General features: G+C 42.6%; 25 protein-coding genes. All 25 read right to left on the bottom strand.

Annotated elements, in window-relative coordinates; translation table 11 throughout:
• On the bottom strand, positions 1–968 hold a 968-nt coding region (locus tag G4V62_RS13735; protein WP_165203139.1), incomplete at its 3' end, for a WD40 repeat domain-containing protein.
• A 14-nt stretch (positions 969–982) separates the two neighbouring features.
• A complete protein-coding gene (locus G4V62_RS20870; RefSeq protein WP_165203137.1) occupies positions 983–1,789 on the bottom strand; it encodes a hypothetical protein in 807 nt (268 codons plus the stop codon).
• A gap of 14 nt (positions 1,790–1,803) precedes the next feature.
• On the bottom strand, positions 1,804–2,418 hold the full coding sequence (locus G4V62_RS13745; RefSeq protein WP_165203141.1) for a hypothetical protein: 615 nt from the start codon (positions 2,416–2,418) through the stop codon (positions 1,804–1,806).
• Entirely contained in the window at positions 2,415–3,590 is a 1,176-nt protein-coding gene (locus tag G4V62_RS13750) for a baseplate J/gp47 family protein (RefSeq protein WP_165203143.1), read from the bottom strand. The genes G4V62_RS13745 and G4V62_RS13750 overlap by 4 nt, the downstream gene beginning before the upstream one ends.
• The gene (locus tag G4V62_RS13755; protein ID WP_165203145.1) at positions 3,590–3,943 is read right to left on the bottom strand and encodes a contractile injection system sheath initiator; all 354 of its coding nucleotides are present in this window, start codon (positions 3,941–3,943) and stop codon (positions 3,590–3,592) included. Before G4V62_RS13755 ends, G4V62_RS13750 begins: the two co-directional genes overlap by 1 nt.
• Entirely contained in the window at positions 3,940–4,374 is a 435-nt protein-coding gene (locus tag G4V62_RS13760; protein ID WP_165203147.1) for a hypothetical protein, read from the bottom strand. Before G4V62_RS13760 ends, G4V62_RS13755 begins: the two co-directional genes overlap by 4 nt.
• Positions 4,371–5,171, bottom strand: a complete 801-nt coding sequence (locus tag G4V62_RS13765) for a phage protein (RefSeq protein ID WP_165203149.1) — start codon at positions 5,169–5,171, stop codon at positions 4,371–4,373. The genes G4V62_RS13760 and G4V62_RS13765 overlap by 4 nt, the downstream gene beginning before the upstream one ends.
• Positions 5,168–5,476, bottom strand: a complete 309-nt coding sequence (locus G4V62_RS13770) for a phage baseplate plug family protein (protein WP_165203151.1) — start codon at positions 5,474–5,476, stop codon at positions 5,168–5,170. The genes G4V62_RS13765 and G4V62_RS13770 overlap by 4 nt, the downstream gene beginning before the upstream one ends.
• Entirely contained in the window at positions 5,473–5,892 is a 420-nt protein-coding gene (locus G4V62_RS13775) for a phage baseplate protein (protein WP_165203153.1), read from the bottom strand. The genes G4V62_RS13770 and G4V62_RS13775 overlap by 4 nt, the downstream gene beginning before the upstream one ends.
• A gap of 3 nt (positions 5,893–5,895) precedes the next feature.
• Positions 5,896–8,025, bottom strand: coding sequence for a phage tail protein (locus G4V62_RS13780; RefSeq protein WP_165203155.1), 2,130 nt, complete (start codon positions 8,023–8,025; stop codon positions 5,896–5,898).
• A 53-nt stretch (positions 8,026–8,078) separates the two neighbouring features.
• The gene (locus G4V62_RS13785; RefSeq protein ID WP_165203157.1) at positions 8,079–8,570 is read right to left on the bottom strand and encodes a hypothetical protein; all 492 of its coding nucleotides are present in this window, start codon (positions 8,568–8,570) and stop codon (positions 8,079–8,081) included.
• Positions 8,571–8,805: 235 nt separating this feature from the next.
• The gene (locus tag G4V62_RS13790; protein ID WP_165203159.1) at positions 8,806–9,321 is read right to left on the bottom strand and encodes a hypothetical protein; all 516 of its coding nucleotides are present in this window, start codon (positions 9,319–9,321) and stop codon (positions 8,806–8,808) included.
• 2 nt (positions 9,322–9,323) lie between these two features.
• Positions 9,324–9,713: a phage structural protein gene (locus G4V62_RS13795; protein ID WP_165203161.1), complete on the bottom strand. Its 390-nt coding sequence runs from the start codon at positions 9,711–9,713 to the stop codon at positions 9,324–9,326.
• 14 nt (positions 9,714–9,727) lie between these two features.
• A complete protein-coding gene (locus tag G4V62_RS13800) occupies positions 9,728–10,729 on the bottom strand; it encodes a DUF3383 family protein (protein ID WP_165203163.1) in 1,002 nt (333 codons plus the stop codon).
• A 4-nt stretch (positions 10,730–10,733) separates the two neighbouring features.
• Positions 10,734–11,231 carry a phage neck terminator protein gene (locus tag G4V62_RS13805; RefSeq protein ID WP_165203165.1) on the bottom strand — a complete coding sequence of 166 codons (498 nt, stop codon included), beginning with the start codon at positions 11,229–11,231 and terminating at the stop codon, positions 10,734–10,736.
• Complete coding sequence (locus G4V62_RS13810) at positions 11,228–11,581, bottom strand: hypothetical protein (RefSeq protein WP_165203167.1); 354 nt, start codon at positions 11,579–11,581, stop codon at positions 11,228–11,230. The genes G4V62_RS13805 and G4V62_RS13810 overlap by 4 nt, the downstream gene beginning before the upstream one ends.
• Before the next feature lie 2 nt (positions 11,582–11,583).
• Positions 11,584–12,087 (bottom strand): hypothetical protein, encoded by a 504-nt coding sequence (locus G4V62_RS13815; protein WP_165203169.1) that lies wholly within the window; start codon positions 12,085–12,087, stop codon positions 11,584–11,586.
• Complete coding sequence (locus G4V62_RS13820) at positions 12,087–12,395, bottom strand: hypothetical protein (protein WP_165203171.1); 309 nt, start codon at positions 12,393–12,395, stop codon at positions 12,087–12,089. The genes G4V62_RS13815 and G4V62_RS13820 overlap by 1 nt, the downstream gene beginning before the upstream one ends.
• Positions 12,385–12,630, bottom strand: a complete 246-nt coding sequence (locus G4V62_RS13825) for a Rho termination factor N-terminal domain-containing protein (RefSeq protein WP_165203173.1) — start codon at positions 12,628–12,630, stop codon at positions 12,385–12,387. Before G4V62_RS13825 ends, G4V62_RS13820 begins: the two co-directional genes overlap by 11 nt.
• The gene (locus tag G4V62_RS20375) at positions 12,630–13,052 is read right to left on the bottom strand and encodes a hypothetical protein (protein WP_281359576.1); all 423 of its coding nucleotides are present in this window, start codon (positions 13,050–13,052) and stop codon (positions 12,630–12,632) included. Before G4V62_RS20375 ends, G4V62_RS13825 begins: the two co-directional genes overlap by 1 nt.
• A gap of 41 nt (positions 13,053–13,093) precedes the next feature.
• Positions 13,094–14,071 (bottom strand): major capsid protein, encoded by a 978-nt coding sequence (locus G4V62_RS13835; protein WP_165203175.1) that lies wholly within the window; start codon positions 14,069–14,071, stop codon positions 13,094–13,096.
• Between the two features lie 19 nt (positions 14,072–14,090).
• Positions 14,091–14,771 carry a capsid assembly scaffolding protein Gp46 family protein gene (locus G4V62_RS13840; RefSeq protein ID WP_165203177.1) on the bottom strand — a complete coding sequence of 227 codons (681 nt, stop codon included), beginning with the start codon at positions 14,769–14,771 and terminating at the stop codon, positions 14,091–14,093.
• A gap of 409 nt (positions 14,772–15,180) precedes the next feature.
• Complete coding sequence (locus G4V62_RS13845) at positions 15,181–16,071, bottom strand: phage minor head protein (protein ID WP_165203179.1); 891 nt, start codon at positions 16,069–16,071, stop codon at positions 15,181–15,183.
• The gene (locus tag G4V62_RS13850; protein WP_165203181.1) at positions 16,055–16,942 is read right to left on the bottom strand and encodes a phage portal protein; all 888 of its coding nucleotides are present in this window, start codon (positions 16,940–16,942) and stop codon (positions 16,055–16,057) included. The genes G4V62_RS13845 and G4V62_RS13850 overlap by 17 nt, the downstream gene beginning before the upstream one ends.
• 2 nt (positions 16,943–16,944) lie before the next feature.
• A complete protein-coding gene (locus G4V62_RS20650) occupies positions 16,945–17,406 on the bottom strand; it encodes a phage portal protein (protein ID WP_165203183.1) in 462 nt (153 codons plus the stop codon).
• Between the last annotated feature and the right edge of the window lie 4 nt (positions 17,407–17,410).

The raw sequence follows: 17,410 nt of genomic DNA on the forward strand, positions 1-17,410 counted from the left end.
GTAAAAGTCCATACTTCGTCCCCAGAAGGTGAGATTTTCTTTACAGTATTGTCCTGCGCCCCACTATAGACGTACCCATCTGCATCTACTGCTACTGCATAGACATTGTGTGTGTGCCCTGTAAAAGTCCATACCTCAACACCTTGTGGCGAGATTTTCTTTACTGTATCGTCCAATGACCCACTATAGACGTACCCATCTGCGTCTACTGCTACTGCCCAGACAGAGCCAGTGTGCCCCGTAAAAGTCCATACTTCGCCCCCAGAGGGTGAGATTTTTTTCACTGTGTTGTCCTGCGCCCCACTATAGACGTACCCATCTGCGTCTACTGCTACTGTATAGACAGCGCTTGAATGCCTTGTAAAAGTCCATACCTCAACACCTTGTGGCGAGATTTTCTTTACTGTATCATCCGATGCCCCACTATAGACGTACCCATCTGCATCTACTGCTACTGCATAGACATTGTGTGTGTGCCCTGTAAAAGTCCATACCTCAACACCTTGTGGTGAGATTTTTTTCACTGTGTTGTCCTGCGCCCCACTATAGACGTACCCATCTGCGTCTACTGCTACTGTATAGACAGCGCTTGAATGCCTTGTAAAAGTCCATACTTCGTCCCCAGAAGGTGAGATTTTCTTTACAGTATTGTCCTGCGCCCCACTATAGACGTACCCATCTGCATCTACTGCTACTGCATAGACGTAACTTGTATGTCCCGCAAAAGACCATATCACAGGCAAATACTCAAAGTTTTTATCTTGTATAAAATCCCCTAGGCTATAATCCCCCCCTTCACCCTGTAATATAAAAGCATTCGTACTTGCGTTATACCTCACCGTATAAATGCCGTTAGCTTTAAGATCGTCAACCTGTTTGCCGTCCGACTTACGAATAGGCTTAGCGCCCTTACCGTTAACATTTAACGTCGTCACGCCCGTCGCCGCGTTATTTACCCGGAAAGACACCGACATACCGTCCGTCAACGAACCGGCGCCGGGTTAAGCGTTACAGCGTAGTTGTTCGTTCCGGTGGCTGACGCGTACGGCGTGTGGTTTACGTAGTCTGATACGTGGTTGTTGAACTCTACCTCACTCGCCTGTCTGACGTTTGTTACGTTGCCAAGCCCGACCTGCGCCTTCGTCACGCCATGCGGATTGTCCGTCTTGTCTGCGTGTCTCTTCACCTGCTCCGCCGCGTTTTCGCCTTGTAGGTAAAACACGTCGTCTACCGCACTAAAGCGCACCGGATATACGCCGCCTGCGCTGAGAATGACGTCCGTACCGTTGCCGTTTTTAATCGGTTTTGCCGGCTCATTCGTCAGCTTGAGCGTTACGGCGCCAGTCGAATCTGCGTCTACCTTTAGCGCTAAGGACAAGCCGTCCGGTAACGATGGCATCGGTAGGTGTACGCTGTATTCGTTGCCGTTTGCGGTCGCGTCGATAAACAGCGTGTGAGAAACTATGTCGTTAACGTGATCGGCAAACTGGTCGTAAAATGCGTCATACTCCGCTTTTGAAGCTTGTTTAACGTTATCGACGTTGGATAAACCGACCTGCGCTTTCGTGACGGCGTGGGGGTTCGTGGTGTCGGTGATGTGAGTATCAAGTTGCTCTGCGCTGATAGATTTTTCTACGATTTCTTTTAAAGATTCATAGGTTTGGTGGAAGAACCAGTTATGCCACTGCGCCGGAGGTTTATCCCCTTCTTGCCACCCTGCGTCTAACTTTGATTGCGGCGGCTTAACGCCTTGCGCATTCCATTCTGGAAGTTCTGTATTGAGTTCCATTTAAAAACCCCTTTCTACACAGGAATTTCATCAGGATTATAGAGCGCTCCATAATAACCACCGTTATTAGAATCTATGCTCCCAAATCCTTTGGTTAAATCATTTTCAAGTGGTACACCGCCATATTCAAAAGTGCCTTGCAGATCGACAGATTTGACCGCTACTCCTGCAGCCACCGTTCCTGCGACGAATTGAACGAATTGCTTACTAGACATTCCGACTTCATTTAATCTTTGAATCGGTATTTCGATGATTCTTAACCCGGCTGGCTCAGGACTATCATCTGTCCATGTTTCTTGTATGCTGATCTCTGATGGATCGGCATCTATCGCCATGGACAGAACCTCAATGATTGTATTTGTGTCGCCTTCCGACATGTCACGAGCTGTTTTTGAACGAAGCATGATGCGGTATATCTCATCTGTCGCTTTTCCTCTGTGCTGATCCGAGTCACGACCTATATCATCTAGCGTTTGCCCTTTTGCATTATCAATCACACGCCACGCTTCTATTTTTTCAAATGTGGCTGTCAGTTCGTCCAATTGTGATGTGACAAGACCTATTACCTTCCTTAAATTAGAGTTAGGATTTTTGTTGTAAGCATCTGAAAGAAGATTCAAGAGTTTCATGACACAGTCACCTTTTCGTAATCTGTCATAGCTACTTGAGTAGGGTTAATTTCAATTGTGTTCATCGGCAATAGGTTGTCAGGATCAGTACCTATCTCTAACACAGGAATGCTTGTCACTCCTGTAATTTTGTGTATTTCATAAACAACCATCGTAAAAATCATATCCTGACCTGCTGTTAATCCTGTGTACACATTGCCGTCATAGTCAGTTCCGCCAACATATTGAATAATCGCCGTACGGACTTGCTCATATCCATCGGCAGGGAATTCATTGTCTGTTTCAACTTGCACATTGAAGTAAATATAAACTTCTTCAGCGCGTGAGAACCCAACAGGCACTATGTTCCCTGAATCGTCAACGATGTCTATAGTTATTTGGCCATACGGTTGTATTCCTGCAGCTCTTCTTCTAAAGATCGCTTTTGCAATATCGTTATCTTCTCCGCCAATAACAAACACTTCAAAGCTTCTGCCCGGTCTGCCGCTTTGGTCAGTCTCAAGTGATAGATTTTCCGCTACAGTAGCTGTGCGTACACCTTCAACCCCTAACACCTCAGCCCTTATTCCATTTGTAGAAGGTGAATTACCTGTGCTGTGGGACTGGTCATATCTTTCTTTTAATTCTTCATCTGTTTCCTCATCTCGACCGCCTGAAATTGGGTCAGGGTTAACAACATCACTTACACCAACAAGAGGCGTCACGATGTCTGTTACGGTGTTAGCTTCTGTATTGCTATCACTACCTGCGAGTTGAGCTATAACAGGAATCTCGACAGTGCCTGCTCCGGATATGGTTGCGTTCTCTGTTGTCTCGTACGTTTGTTTTCCGTTACTGACGATAAACCCTGATTCAATTAACGTACCTTCGTCGCCAGTTACTTCAATGAGACCTTTTGCTTTTTCGGCAGGTCTGCGTCTCATCAGGCGATTGTCAACCAAACCGTCGAGAGTTCGGCCAGTAGCTTTGTGTACAAAACCGCCATTGTATACCTTTTCTGCTAGTTTCCATACACCTGATAAACCGAAGGCAATCAAAGAAATAAGTTTTCCGTTGATTCCGCTTTCTGTGCTTGAGTTTTCACCGAACAACCTTTTCCATTCACTTGATAGTTCAGCGCGAATATCGACATAACGCTTACGTTTAAACCCATCTTTCGTAAGACCAAACACTAAAACACCTCCCTCATCTCCAACTCATCACCATTTGTTAAAACAACAATAAAAAAGATCGAAAGCGTTCGTTTGCTCCGATCTGATTCTAAAGTTAAATTTTTTATTCTATCTACTTCTTCAACCTGTTCTGCTACGTCGTCCAAAGCATCTTGAACATACTCTGTGTCTACGTCCTTCCCTTGCACAACCGAATAATCAAGACCTTCTAGTGGATCAAGGAACCACTCATTCTTGTTTGTTTTGAGTGTATCGCGAAACCTTTGCCTGATTTCCTCTTTTTCTGCAACTTCCGTGAGCTGATTATCCACTAAGACTAGATCACCTGTTTCATCTACGTTCAACGCCTTCAAGTCATATCACCTACCAGTCCTGTGATGATCGCTGAGGTTAATCCATGAGGCTCCTTTGAATCGCCGTTGCCTTTTCTGCCTTTTATAGCATCTGACAAATCATAGTCTGGTATAGACACAAGAACTATGTCGCCTTTTTCGTAGAAAGGAAATAAAATCACATCTTCGGTTTGACTGTCTTCATATGAAACGGTTATATCACCGTTGTTAATCGTGTGAGATGTACCCATATCAGGGATTGGAGAATGATTCACCGATCCACCTTCCAAAACAATTTTCTTTGGCATCTTAAACCTTTGCCTTTGAGCGCGTGCATTAATGACCTTCGGTAAAGGACTTCCGTTCTCATCCAGAAACAACGGCTCTAAATCAGCAATTCCGGTAGACTCTTCATATTTTTCGATTTTGCATATAACACTTGTGTGAATCATACAACCACTTCCATTTCAGTGATCATTTCTCTATCTGAATAAGAGTGCGTACCACTCCGCACACGTCCCTTCACCTTCACATCTTTCGCTTCTATGTTAACGATGCTATTCGGTTGAATTCGGTGGTTCAACAAGGCTGATACGTTAAAACCCTTCAACTCATTTTCATCTTCGTCCTCATCGATAAAAGGCTCCGGACTTCCTATCAATCCTCGTTCCGGTGAGAAAATAAACTGCACATCATCACCACTGCCGGGCGGACGAAAATACGCCATACCTTTAGAAATATTGAACTTCGCACCACTATCCTTAGCAAGCAATTTTAACCTCTGTAGTATGACGCCTTGTTCGTTCTTTCCGTTTCTATATTGAACATCTTTAGGTAATTCCAACTTACCGATTGATAGACCTACAATCTGACATAAGTCTGCGATAATCTGAGAAGCTCTTGTTCCTTCTTTGTAAGTTTTATTGACCTTAAGCTTATCCCTTTGATCTGTCGCGTCTACAGCCTTGACTGTGGTCTCCCTATTAACGCCTCTTTTGATTGTATCCATATCATATACCGCGCCTAAAAACACGGTACCGACGTCATTTTCATATCCGGCGTTGATAATGATGGGTGTACCTTTTTTAATCGAGTTGATTCGATCATGAGATAGATTATAAAAAACCACTTCAGCTAAATCTTTTTTGGAAGTGTCGTCGAACTCAACATCAAACTCAAAATCATAGCGCTCTGACGACAGATTCGACGTCCCTAATATGATGTTCGCTTTCCGAATAAACTGGTTCATGCCACTTCCTCCACAAACAGTTTTACTGTCTCCGTGAAATTATCATATGTTATCTCATTTTCTTCACCAGACGGATCAAGGGGTGTGATTATTGATTTCGGTAAACGAATATCGGAGAGCGACTCAAACAATGGTCTTCCGTATACAATTTTTTCGCCCAAAATAATAATCTGCTCATTTTTGAGTAGATCAAAGGTGAAAAAGTCATAATCTCCATTGTAATGAATCTCAAAAGTGAACACCTCGCCTTGAATTTCAGTGTCAAATCTGTAGGGAATCCGATCCTTATATACAGGTAGAATCATGTCAATTGAACCCTCCCTGCATTGCCGATGTCCGATGTATCCGCTTTGAGGCTAACGGGCAAAAGATTTACTGTGGAAGGACGAGCTAAGCGCACTTGTTTGATTGTCATACTGAAGTTAAAACCATTCGCGATTTTTTCATCTACATCTGTTTTGAGCCTTTCTATGATGACGTTTTTAATTGTTGAACGTCCTTTATAATCTAGTAACGTTTTACTTGCTCTCAACCTCAGTAAATCACGGTGTACAGTGCTAGCGTCAGTTGTAACAATACCTTCTATCGCAAATGAAATAGGATCAGGTTTTACGTGGTCTGTTATCGTTTTATCGTCCTCTACTGAATGACTGGTCACTTCGTTGTTGTAGTTACGGCTTTCTGATATAACATTGAAATGTACCCCACCTATACTAGCCAATTCTTACGCCTCCCGAACCTCTATTTCACGGTGAAACTCTTCGTGCCACCTTCTTACTCGACGTTTCCATTCTCTTTCGACATTTCTTTTATCTTCTTCGTTCTCGCTTCCAGTAACGTATATTTCTGTAGAGAAACTATAGGAATTTCCTCTGTTGTAGTTCGTTGATCCACCTTGTCCAGGCGTGTAATAAGAGCTTGGATTTCCCCTTTCGGCGAGTGTTTGAGCGCTCCTGGCTACATTCATAGCTGAATCATCCAGACCTATTTGTAAGCCTGCTCCTATGTCGTCACCGTAACCCATCATAAGCCTTGACGGTGAAGCTATTCCAAAGAAGCTCGTGATACTATCTTTGATACTCGCTCCTATATTCGTCACTGTTTCAATAACTGCTGTAGCTTTGTTTTTAATCCCTTCGATAAGCCCTTGCATAATATCAGATCCTACACTCATCAAGTTAATGCCACCGAAAAAACCCATGACATTTCCCCAAATGTTTTGGATCGTCGTAAAGGCGTTATTCATCCAGTTCGATATTGTTGAAACCATATTGGTGAATATCGTCGTGACGGTCGTCAGCATACCGTTTAAGATTGTTGAAACTGTATTAGATATTGTTGTCCAGATGTTTTGGATCGTCGTCCAAATCGCTGTCATAATCGTCATGATCGTATTTCGTATGAAGTTGAATATACTCACGATGAAATTCCAGATGCTTGTGACAACAGTAATTGTTGCATTGAAAATTGTCATCCAAATGCTTACATAGAAAGTAAAAATTGCTGTGAAAATCGTTACAATTGTTGTCCAAATCCAATTTAGTGCAACACCAACAGCGTTAACGATGCTATTCCAAACGTTAACGAAGAAGTCTTTTATTGCTGTGAATATATCGGTTATAAACGTTCCTATGGCAGTGAATACGCCGATCGCTGTGGTTTTCAGCCATTCCCACGCTGTTATTAACGCCGCCGAAACGGTATCCCAGTTTTTCCATAGAAGTATGACGACGGCTATGAGCGCGACGATTCCTGCGACTATCCATGTGATTGGTGATGTCCACAACGACGCATTAAAGATTTTTGTCGCCACTGATACCGCTTTGATCGCCGGACCAAGAATAAATAATATCGGAACTAATGCTGACGCCGCATTTATCAAATCGCCATATTGATAAGTCATTTCAGATGCTGCATGCTGGAGTTTTTGAAGCACCGTGTATGATTCCGCGTGATTATCTGCATTCCTTTGGATTATATCTGAGGATTCACTCACACTGTTTGAATAGTCGTCAAACGTGTCTTGAGTTATTCCTAGGGTTTCAAACAGCTTCCCCATATCCCCATCTGCTTCATTTACTGCAGAACGAAATTCTTGTCTAGCTGTTCTTCCAGCCATCCCAAATTCATTTTCAAGCACTCCTATGATCGCGGCGGCATCATCTATGTTCATGCCCATATCTCTTAGTTCTGGACCCGTTTTTTCTATAAAATTTAAAAATTCCATTACATTCGAAGTGGTGTTTTCGGTTATATAACCAAACGAAGACAAAGCTTCGGATTCCTCGCCTGCTGCGATACCGACAGATCGCAAACCAACTGACGCTTTACCTAGTTCGGGACCAGCCTGTCCGGTCGCATCCCCTACAGTATCCCAAAACGAAGCGTACTCTTTTAACTGATCAGTGCTCTCTATTCCTTGTTGTCGTCCTGTTTCCATTAGGTCAAGGGCATCTTCGAGAGGAAACGTAACATTGGCGATGTCGATTGCCGCCTGCCTCATTTCTTCACTATTGTTACCTGTGGCCATTGCTAATCGATCTGTTTGCTCTGTTAGCTCATTTTGCGTTTGAGCCAAAGACTCTATCCCTGCACCTGCACCTGCAGCTCCTATGGTTACTTTATCCCAGTTATCAGCGAGAACATCAAATAAACTCTTTGAAGTTTCCTCTAAACCCTCCATGCTACCTTCTGTGTTTTCGGCAGCATCTCCGATATCTCCTAAGGCTCCATCTCCTACTGATCCCATACCTGCCAAATTAGACGTAAGGTCATCCGTGTAATCGTTCATGGAATCTAAAGCGCCTAAATCAGCTTGGAAGTCTATACTTACCATCAAATCTCTTACTGACATTCAAACACCCCTTTTTAAGGGAACTAAAAAAGCACCCTCAAGGAGGATGCTTCTTATTTGTTATATATAACTTTTCTTAATTGCTCAGCGGAGTTTTGAGAACTTTCGATTGCTCGTATAAGTCGTTCTTCAGTTTCTTCGGTGGATTCTTCTATTACATCATTAATGGCGTTTGCTAAATAATCGCTATCAGCGTTCAATTCGTAAAGTGTATCCGCCAAATCCTCACCTTGTATATCCCATTCCATATTTCCGCGTGACATTTTTATCTGCCATTCTTCAAGTTCCTCTTCAGATATTCCAGCTATAGAACCATCTTTCCAGTAATTGTCATTGATGGATTTTATCTTATCTGCATACTCTTCGGCTGATTCGTTCAATTGTTCATTTTCAATCTGGGCAATCAACTCAAAGTTTGTTTCTTCCACCAACGGAATCATTTCGTCTGCGTAGTTATTAACTTTTTCAAATCCCTCTTCATCAAATGAAGGACCACATGCCACTACCAATAACAACAAAGGTAGCAAAACGATTAATCGCTTCATTCCCTCACCCTCTCGATAGCATATATTTACTATTTTAGAGTATACGAGGAATCGTTACAATTATTTCTTCTTCATTTTCTTCTCTTGTTGCTCCGCCGCAATGTCTATTGCTGCATTTAACATATAAACATGATCTGCATCCATTTCTAAAACCTCGCTGTAAGTAACTGACAAGTCTGAAAGGAGTAGCCTTATCCAAGGCCATTCCCTTCTTGCTGCTTGTCGGTATCCCTGTTTACTTTTTCTTGCCTCGAAAGAAGGCGACCGCTTCGCCCACCACCTCTTTAAACTCATTATCCTTAAAGAATTTAGCTGCCTCATCGATCACTTCAAAGAACTCGCCTACTTCATCTGATTCTTCAAAGAAATCAAAGCTCACCTCTTCACCGTCCACTCGAATGATATGCTTCATAAGTTGCTCATGAGTTTTCAATTCAGAAGGCGCGCCTCTACCGTCCTGCATGTCATATTCCATCTCGGCAATCTTTTTCGCTCCCGGATACACAAAAGTGTACTCGGTGTCGTATGGTTTGAAAGTTTTTTCTTTATTCTGTTCAATCTCATCAAAGAAAGAAAAATCAACATTAGGAGAAACAATGACATTCTCCATGATTTTACGATAATACTTCTCTGGAATTAGACGTCCGTTTTGATCTTTGCTGTCGTCTGTCATTTTGCCGACATAAGACAAGGGAGGTCGTTGAAAGATGTATTTTTGTCCGTTTGATTCAAATTCTTTTTGTTTAGCCAATGTTATTCCTCCTTGTAGTCAAACACTTTGATTTCAATTTCTACTTCTCCTATTTCAGTTCCACGCTCGAACCCGGGTGTCTTTAGGATGCGCGCTTCACTTCCACCTGCTTTCATTTTGCTTGAATCGTTTGAATCAACAACAAAACACGGCACAGTTGCTCTTCTATTCACTAAACTGCGAATGTAAGAAATGCTAGGCGAAGTGTGTTGTAAGGTTACTGTAACCGTCCCTAGAGTGTTGTGGCTTTCCGCAACGCTATATTCACCTTGCGCTCCATATGTTGGCGTAAAGTCATCCTCGTCCTTTTCGGCAGATACCATCGTTTCTGCAAAGCCAGCGAGGTAAGTTCCTCCTAAAATGACGTTCACTTCTTTTGGATCGTAGTTCATTGTATAAAACCTCCTTAAACTCTAATGACGCCATGAATTTTCGTCTTATGAATAGCTCCGCTTAACTCAAATTCAAATGTTACATCCGGCAAAACGCGATTTTTTCTGTCAGTGGATGAAATTTCATTCCGACTTGGCGTTGAAACACTGTACAAGGCTTGACCATCGTCATCCGCTGCGATCATGCCGTTGCTGAAGGCGGTTTTCAGCACGCTTTCAATAGCAACTTCAATCATCGCGATTCCTCGGCTGTCATAAGGGACTTTAGGAGCTGAAACAAGGGTCTGAAATACAGATTCTTTAATTCTCTCTTCAATAAAGTGTTGTGACCGAATTACATCGATCCACTCACCGCTTGTCGTGCGTCCGTCGTAAGTGTGCAAAACGCCACCTTGACGAATGTATGTGTTCCCTCCGTCCTCAACAATCTCATCAATTTCTGATGCCGAGTAATCAGCTTCAGTGATACCTGTAATAGTTTTAAACTTCCATGTGATTGATCCTGGGTCTTGAGGAGCGCACACACCAACCCAACCTTCTGCAAGGTATGACTCTGCGTCAGTGTGAAGTGCTGCGACTGTGTAATCACTTTGTAATGTCCCGTGAATAGAAGGGTCATCTGAATTGAAGAAATAGAGCTTTTTATTCGCTTCTGCCCAACCAGACAACTCTTGAACTACTGCTTGAGTTTCTACTTCACAAAACAAGAAATAGAAATCTTTTTGCGCGTTATCATTCAAGGTGGTTGTAAATGCTGTAGGATCAGCAGTTTCAGAATCATAAGCTACCCCCAACACCGCAATTTTTTCTGGTCGTGGATTCTGCGAGAAGATTCTGTTTGCCCTTTTATATATTCCTGTAGATTCATCAAAATCGGCAGATAATGCTTCAATTGTGCTGTATGTGGTGAAAGGGTGATCTTTAGTGCTCGCTAGTATTAGAGGCGTACCGAAACCAGTCTGTGAAACTGATTGAGTCCTTCTGTCAATAACGACCTCGACATCCCTGATGGTCATCGTCTCACTCTCCTATTTGTTCTTTATTGAGATCAACCTTACTAATTAAGTCTATCTCTCTAACTTCTTGATCAACGACACGAATTGTCGCATCAAATCCTACTCTATTGTCATATCTAGTCTCCAAGAATGTTGTGCGATCTTGGATAGCGCTGGTTGAAACAATGATCAATTCGTTCTCTTTTAAGTACTCGTAACCATGAAATGCAAACCACTGCTTTAGTTGGTGCGCCTTGTTAAGCGCGTCGCCTTTGCTAGAGCTGTAAACAGTTAACGAAAGCGTCATGGTTGGGTGAGTTACATAATTAAGGTCATCCGCGTTATTCGCTTCATACCCCTTTTGCGGGATATAAGGACTTGTGAACTTGTGGCTTATAAATGTGTCGATGTCATCTTGATTGTCTGGTCTTGGGTCTCCGTTCTCTAAATCCACAAAAAAGCACCCAAGATCGTTCCAGATGACTGCGCGTAACGTTTCTTTTATTTTATTGTAATCAATCATACAGACTCCCTCTTTATATACACCTTCATAAAATGGCTATATAAGCTGTATGGAGCAATTTTTCTAACTTGGTAGATTTCCCCTTGGACAACCACTTTTTGATCTCTGTGTAAGCTGTAATGATCTGTGTCGATGAGTATCTTCTTATCTTCAACAGTAAGAAGACCACCCTCGTCATTTTTTAGGTCATCATCACCTACTTGGGCGATAATGCCCATCATATTTTCTTCCTTGGGTTCTTGTGGAGGTACATACTCACCAGTTTCTTTGTCGTAATAACCTTCAGTGCCGTTTACCACGGCGACAAACGACTTTCCGTATCGTTTAAATTGACGTTTGTAGTTAAACATATCTATTTCACCCTGTGTGTTATGGAATCCAACAAGCTTCCCTCTCTGCCGACGAGTGGATTACTTGAACCCTTTTGTTCTTCAGTGAACGGGTGGTTAGGCGGGTCTGAAACCTCGATCAATCGATCTTTCAGCCTGCCCACAACTTCAAGACCTATCATATCTATAAATGTCTCTGGGTCTATGTCTAGATCAAGCACTTCCGGTAACAAGTCTTCGATTTTCTTAGATATGTCATCTTCGTTTTCGTCCCACCCTGAGCGTAGGAAGCTCCTTTCCGGAATGCGAATCACCGTTGTGTCTTTACGCAAGTGCAAGCCCATTGCTGATAGATAGCCTCGCATCTCGTCTGTTACATCAATATCGACGCCGTATTCGTTCACATGAGCAATCATGGCTTGTTCGCCGTCTTCAAGCACACCTACTTCTAATTGACGCTTTTTCATGCCGGACAGATTTTTCATGAGGTCAGGAATTTTGTTGTTGTCTTTGATTTTCACACCCATCAGTGAAACACCACCCTCACATATGGCTTAAGATAATGAGAGGCTGTTGCTGTGGTATTAGTGTCATACGAGACAGATAATTCGCCAGCCACACTTTCGCTTGCCACGTTAGGCATTTGTTCAGCGCTTGCCACAAGTACCGCAATGCCTTTTTTAAATCCTGCCGGCGCATCCTCTTTGGTGTAATTAGTTTTACAGTATTGGTTTGCGTACTCTAATGCAGCGTCTACTTCCAAGCGATAAACAGGAGAATCTTCCACGCCTGCTAACGTCAGAATATCTTGATAAAACTGCTCTTCAGGTGACATCTCGAAGCACCTCCACAAGTTCTTTTTTCTTCATGGTGGAGTGACCTTCTATGTCTTGCGCTTTTGCTAATTCCTTTAATTCAGGAACCGTCATTTCTTCGATTTCTTTCGTCGATTCTTTCGGTTTTGCTTGAGTCGCTTGTCCTTCGGTGCTCCGCGTTTCACTCGACCTTTTTTCAATGCGCTCACGCTCCTTTTGCAAGAGCCTCATGCGTTGGAAGCTAGCCAATCCCATTATGCTCCTGCTCCTTCTAAGGCTTCTAAGCGAGAAATGATGTCATTGTATTGTGCTTCTGTTCCAAATCCGTCCGTGCCATCAGCGCCCGGGTCACCTTTGTCGCCTTTTGGACCCTTTGCGCCTGTATCTCCTTGTGGTCCTTGTGGACCTGTATCGCCTTGGGGACCTTGATCTCCTTTAGGTCCTTTTAAATTCCCAACAACATTCCACGACCCGTTTTGATTCTGATAGAAGTCGCCATTTGAATTATTTAAATAAACATCACCGGGTGCACCTAGACTAGCGTCTGGGGCTGTATCACCAAAAAGAAACCTCATGCTAGAACCTCCTCCACCGCCTCCGCCATCGACTAATTTAACTGGCAGAGGATTATTTTCTTGGACAGGTTTTCCGTGCGGATCATGTAATACACTGTGCATTCATCAACCCTCCAATTAAAAAGAGAGCGCAATGCGCTCTCTTACAGTAGTTTGTGTTTAAATGCGACCATACGGATGTTTTTAGGTTCATATACCGCCTGCCAGTTTGTTTGATCTGTTAACTCAGCGTTGGTTGGTGCTTCACCTGCTACACTTTTATCCATGAAACGTACGCCTCGCGGATGCATGATAAAGTGACGGCGGTTGATCAAGATGTCTTCCCCTTGCAAGCTGTCACGATCAGTTTCTGTAGGCACTGGCGCGCCTCCTTCTCCGTATCCGATTGCGCCTTGTCCAAACAAATACGTGGTATAAGCTTTGTAAGGATCGCCCTCGGCAGGTGTAACCTCTTCGACAGTCATAGAATCATCAATGATTAGTCGTTTCCCCATGTAACTAGGAAAGTCAATGTTATTGTCTTGATCTCGAATAAATTCAATCAACCCTTGTTTACGCATTGAGGCATAAGTAGCTGAGTGTACACCTAGAGCCGTTAAACGTGATTCTGCATCACCCATGCGGTGCAAAGCATCAATGAAGCTATCACCATCAAACACGCCGTCCGTCTCTCCTGAAACATCTAGTACATTGTCAGACATAGAAGGTGCAGCGAACACCCCTTCAAGTGTTGCGAGCGTTAGCTTCTGCCATTGACGAGCCCAGTAGTCAGCAACTAAATCGGCGATAGCTGCCATTGGGTCATCTCCACTTAATGCTTTAGCCAAATCGTTAACACCCCAAGCCTTACCTCTCAAATGAAGGACAGCGGCATCTTTACTAGATTCGATTCTATTCGGTTTAAGTGGCGTTTGATCCGAAAGAACCTCATCATCACCGTTCAAATCTTCCCAGAACGGCATGTTGAGGATTCTGCCACCGCTAGTTGCAAGTCGATTCAACTCTTCGTTATTGGAAATAATTCCGCTTTGATAAAAAGCAGAAAGTTCGGCTGTTCTTTCTACGACATAAGGGTTAAAAACATCAGGTACGATTACATCAGCAATTTTTGTTGATGGCATATTGATTCACTCTCCTGTTTTATTTTACGCCTGCTTGCGTTTTTAGTTTTTGTGCTAATTCTGGATTTTCTCGCAATATACGACCTTGTTCCGTGAGATTACGAGTTTCTTTTTTCCATGGGTTGTAAGTTCCTTTATTCTTGGTTCCGACACTCGGTGTGTCTGTTGCTAGTCGTTTGTTCACCTCTGCCTCAATAGCTTCTTGCCATTCCTCTTGAAATGTCACGATATTGTTAAGTGTGTCCTCTGAGTCTTCACCAAGCACGAGAGATGCGAATTGTGGCGGTAATTTGCGCTCGCGAAGCACTTCAACGGTATCCATTTCAAGTTTCTTGCGCTGAAACTCTTTTTCCTTTTCGTTAAGCTCTTCTTCGCGTTGTTTGAGTTGCATCTCTTTCTTCTCAGCTTCTACCTTGAGACGTTCTTCCTCGCTAAGCTTTGCTAGTTCAGCAGCTTCTTTCTTTTCTTGTTCGATTTGCTCACGCATTTCTTTCTCTTGCTTCTTACGTTCTTGTTCGAATTTCTTCTTTTCTTTCGCTAGACGTTGTTGGATAGCGTTGTCCATGTCCTCTTGCGTAAACGTCTTTTCCTCCCCCTCGTCAGGAGTGTCTGTCTGATCTTGGCTGTCTTCCTCTTCGCCTTCTTCGGCAAAGTATTGAAGATTCAACTTTAATAGTCGTTCAAATGTATTTGATTTCATTGTTATTCCTCCATCCGTTTAACGCCCGTCGGCTGATATCCTTACAGCTTTTAACGTCCTCAGTAAGTTTTGGACATAAAAAATACGCCTTATTCGGCGTTTACCATTCATGCTTATTCAATTCAATTTTCTTTTACGGCGTAATCGTCAATCGCGAAACAACGACCAAACCACATCTTCCATACGACGAATCGTTTAACTCCTGTCTCGTCTTTATAATTAGTTCTGTATGTCAAAGGTAATAGCTGTTTTAAATACCACAAGACATTGTTATTAATAAAGATTTTTAAATTTTCCATTGTTATTCCCCTCTCGAATGTTTTAAAAGCTTATTCACCTTCATTTGTATCCGAAAAGTACCACACCCCTTCATGTTCATACATCGCATGACCGCGAAGCGAAGCCTACTTCAAGAGATCATCTCCTTTTGCCATTCTGCAAAAGCTAATTCTTTCGCCCTTGTGTTTTTGGGACGTTTTACCTTTTCGATTCGATATGTGAGGTAGCATCGACAATTTATGTCTAATTCTGCAACTCCGAATTGCGAAGGAGCTTCGGCAGTATAGCCATCGATCTCAAATACACCGTCAACCTTATTAACCTCAACACCATCTAATCTTTCATGCCTTTCGCGCACTCTCTCGTCTTTAACGGTGTTCCAGACTTTTATCGTGATGATGCCTTTTGCTTCAGCGTACGTGGCGCTATTTAAACTAGCGGCCTCCCTGATGCGGTGAGCTTCAGTTCTAACGATACGTTGCGCTTTAGCTCTATCGCCTTCCAGTTCATTTTGAATAAGTTTTATCATCTTGCTATATGTCTGCCCTTCGTGAAGTCCTCGTACTATTGTTTCTCTCATGTTGACAATTAGCTCAGCGCGTCTTTTTGATAATCGGTCATTTAATGTGAGTCCTGTGAAATTCGTATTCACTGCTTCATCGATAACCTCGTCACGTAGAGTTGTATATGACGCCTTAGCTTCCGCTTCTGTTTCGATCAAATAACCTGTTCTGTAGTACGACTCTTTGTATTGATCTGTTAAGTGACCGTGTATTTCGTTTCTTAATCCGGTTTCTTTTGAGTTGACCGCGCGAATGATATCTTTCTCAAGCTTCTTCAAGCGATTGTACTTCGCCATTTCGGTATAGGTGAGCTTACCGTCTTGCTCGTATTCTTTATATCGCTTAGATACCAACGCTTGAATCTCTTTTAGTAACAAAGCGTATCTTTTGGCGACATCCCTTTCTTTTCGATCGGTCAGTTTCTCTAGTCTCTCTTTTAAATCACGGAAGCTCTTCATAAGCCTCGTCCTTTAAAGCTTCTTCGATCGTATATTGTCCTTCTTGTTCTAGTAATTCCTCGTGTTCTTGATCGATTTTCTCTTTTTCTAGCTGAGAATCATCGACAATCGATAGATAATTTCGCAATGTATCCATGCTGACTAACTTAGTGCCTGCGAGCTTAATAACACTATCGATCTCTTCTTTCTCGTTAACAGGAAGGTTGGGTGTAAATGTCATTTGAACATCACGCCAGTTGTAATTGTGACCTTGTTTATTGAGCATGTTTGTGATTAACCGAATACGACGTTGTAAGCCCTTTTTGAATTCCCTTTCCTTTTGAGAACGGTTGTTTTCAAATGGCAGGAGCTTATATCGCATTGATACACCACTAGCATTCCCTGCAAAATTATCATCCGTCACATCAGGAGTTCCGCTTATCTTATGAATATCCTCGACAATGCGGTTTTTGAGATTCTCTTTCCATGCGTCATTGAGTTGTTTGGTTAGCCACTGGACATCTCCGTCTTCTGTTACTTCGATAGCGCGTTTCTCTTTCATTTCAGATACATCTTCAGGCTTAACATCCATACCTTTTATGATCAAATAAGCATCGTTGGAATAATTACTCTCGTTAATGTCGTCAGACTGAAGAAGATTATAAGCGTCATTAAGGCTTAGAATGTCTTCAAAATCGCCCTTTCCGCCTTCTTCCTTATTCCAATAAGGCACGATAGGAACTTCTTCAAAGAAATGTGGTTGCTCATCAACAAAATAAACATCCTCATTCTTTTTCTCATACCGAAAGATACGGTCTTTTGTGTAGACATAAATTTCTGTTGTGTCCTTGTCACTTACAATATCCTCGTACGTGAAAAAACGAATGGCCATGACTATTTTTTCTCAATTGAGCGATCATACACGATGATGACGTTTTGCTCTTCTTGATCTAACTCCGCAAAACGTATTTGTAGCTGCCCGCTATCATCAGTCGTTGTGTATACAATCTCGAATGCTTTTGAACGGATGCTAGCTGTGCGCGCTAGAGTAGCGTTGACTTGTTGCTCGTTATTGAAATTAAATATGTCTTGTAACTGCTGCATGTAATCTTCGTCTTCGCTAGAGTAACTAACAGGAACGCCGATAAAGTTACCTACCGACACGTTAGTGATGTACTTACAGAAGTTCGTCACAATCTTGTTGTTGGGCTTTGAATCATCCTCGAACTTACGTTTGAGAATGTCTTGGTTGCCGTCATAGTAGTTTTGCAGTTTTTCTGCAGTCGAATCATCGTACTCATCTATTAACTTCTTAATAACCTCTACTGTTGGTTCTTCAATGTCCAATCGATACACAAAC

The sequence above is a fragment of the Litoribacterium kuwaitense genome (assembly GCF_011058155.1).
GTDB classification, from domain to species: domain Bacteria; phylum Bacillota; class Bacilli; order Bacillales; family DSM-28697; genus Litoribacterium; species Litoribacterium kuwaitense.

What these genes read in the sequence shown, in the direction of transcription:
- G4V62_RS13800 (WP_165203163.1), bottom strand. Translation starts at nt 10,729, where the DNA reads ATGACCATCAGGGATGTCGAGGTCGTTATTGACAGAAGGACTCAATCA.
- G4V62_RS13825 (WP_165203173.1), bottom strand. Translation starts at nt 12,630, where the DNA reads ATGGGATTGGCTAGCTTCCAACGCATGAGGCTCTTGCAAAAGGAGCGT.
- G4V62_RS13845 (WP_165203179.1), bottom strand. Translation starts at nt 16,071, where the DNA reads ATGAAGAGCTTCCGTGATTTAAAAGAGAGACTAGAGAAACTGACCGAT.
- G4V62_RS13810 (WP_165203167.1), bottom strand. Translation starts at nt 11,581, where the DNA reads ATGTTTAACTACAAACGTCAATTTAAACGATACGGAAAGTCGTTTGTC.
- G4V62_RS13785 (WP_165203157.1), bottom strand. Translation starts at nt 8,570, where the DNA reads ATGAAGCGATTAATCGTTTTGCTACCTTTGTTGTTATTGGTAGTGGCA.
- G4V62_RS20870 (WP_165203137.1), bottom strand. Translation starts at nt 1,789, where the DNA reads ATGGAACTCAATACAGAACTTCCAGAATGGAATGCGCAAGGCGTTAAG.
- G4V62_RS13795 (WP_165203161.1), bottom strand. Translation starts at nt 9,713, where the DNA reads ATGAACTACGATCCAAAAGAAGTGAACGTCATTTTAGGAGGAACTTAC.
- G4V62_RS13765 (WP_165203149.1), bottom strand. Translation starts at nt 5,171, where the DNA reads ATGAACCAGTTTATTCGGAAAGCGAACATCATATTAGGGACGTCGAAT.
- G4V62_RS13780 (WP_165203155.1), bottom strand. Translation starts at nt 8,025, where the DNA reads ATGTCAGTAAGAGATTTGATGGTAAGTATAGACTTCCAAGCTGATTTA.
- G4V62_RS13850 (WP_165203181.1), bottom strand. Translation starts at nt 16,942, where the DNA reads ATGGCCATTCGTTTTTTCACGTACGAGGATATTGTAAGTGACAAGGAC.
- G4V62_RS13820 (WP_165203171.1), bottom strand. Translation starts at nt 12,395, where the DNA reads ATGTCACCTGAAGAGCAGTTTTATCAAGATATTCTGACGTTAGCAGGC.
- G4V62_RS13805 (WP_165203165.1), bottom strand. Translation starts at nt 11,231, where the DNA reads ATGATTGATTACAATAAAATAAAAGAAACGTTACGCGCAGTCATCTGG.
- G4V62_RS20375 (WP_281359576.1), bottom strand. Translation starts at nt 13,052, where the DNA reads ATGCACAGTGTATTACATGATCCGCACGGAAAACCTGTCCAAGAAAAT.
- G4V62_RS13760 (WP_165203147.1), bottom strand. Translation starts at nt 4,374, where the DNA reads ATGATTCACACAAGTGTTATATGCAAAATCGAAAAATATGAAGAGTCT.
- G4V62_RS13815 (WP_165203169.1), bottom strand. Translation starts at nt 12,087, where the DNA reads ATGGGTGTGAAAATCAAAGACAACAACAAAATTCCTGACCTCATGAAA.
- G4V62_RS13770 (WP_165203151.1), bottom strand. Translation starts at nt 5,476, where the DNA reads ATGATTCTACCTGTATATAAGGATCGGATTCCCTACAGATTTGACACT.
- G4V62_RS13835 (WP_165203175.1), bottom strand. Translation starts at nt 14,071, where the DNA reads ATGCCATCAACAAAAATTGCTGATGTAATCGTACCTGATGTTTTTAAC.
- G4V62_RS13745 (WP_165203141.1), bottom strand. Translation starts at nt 2,418, where the DNA reads ATGAAACTCTTGAATCTTCTTTCAGATGCTTACAACAAAAATCCTAAC.
- G4V62_RS13840 (WP_165203177.1), bottom strand. Translation starts at nt 14,771, where the DNA reads ATGAAATCAAATACATTTGAACGACTATTAAAGTTGAATCTTCAATAC.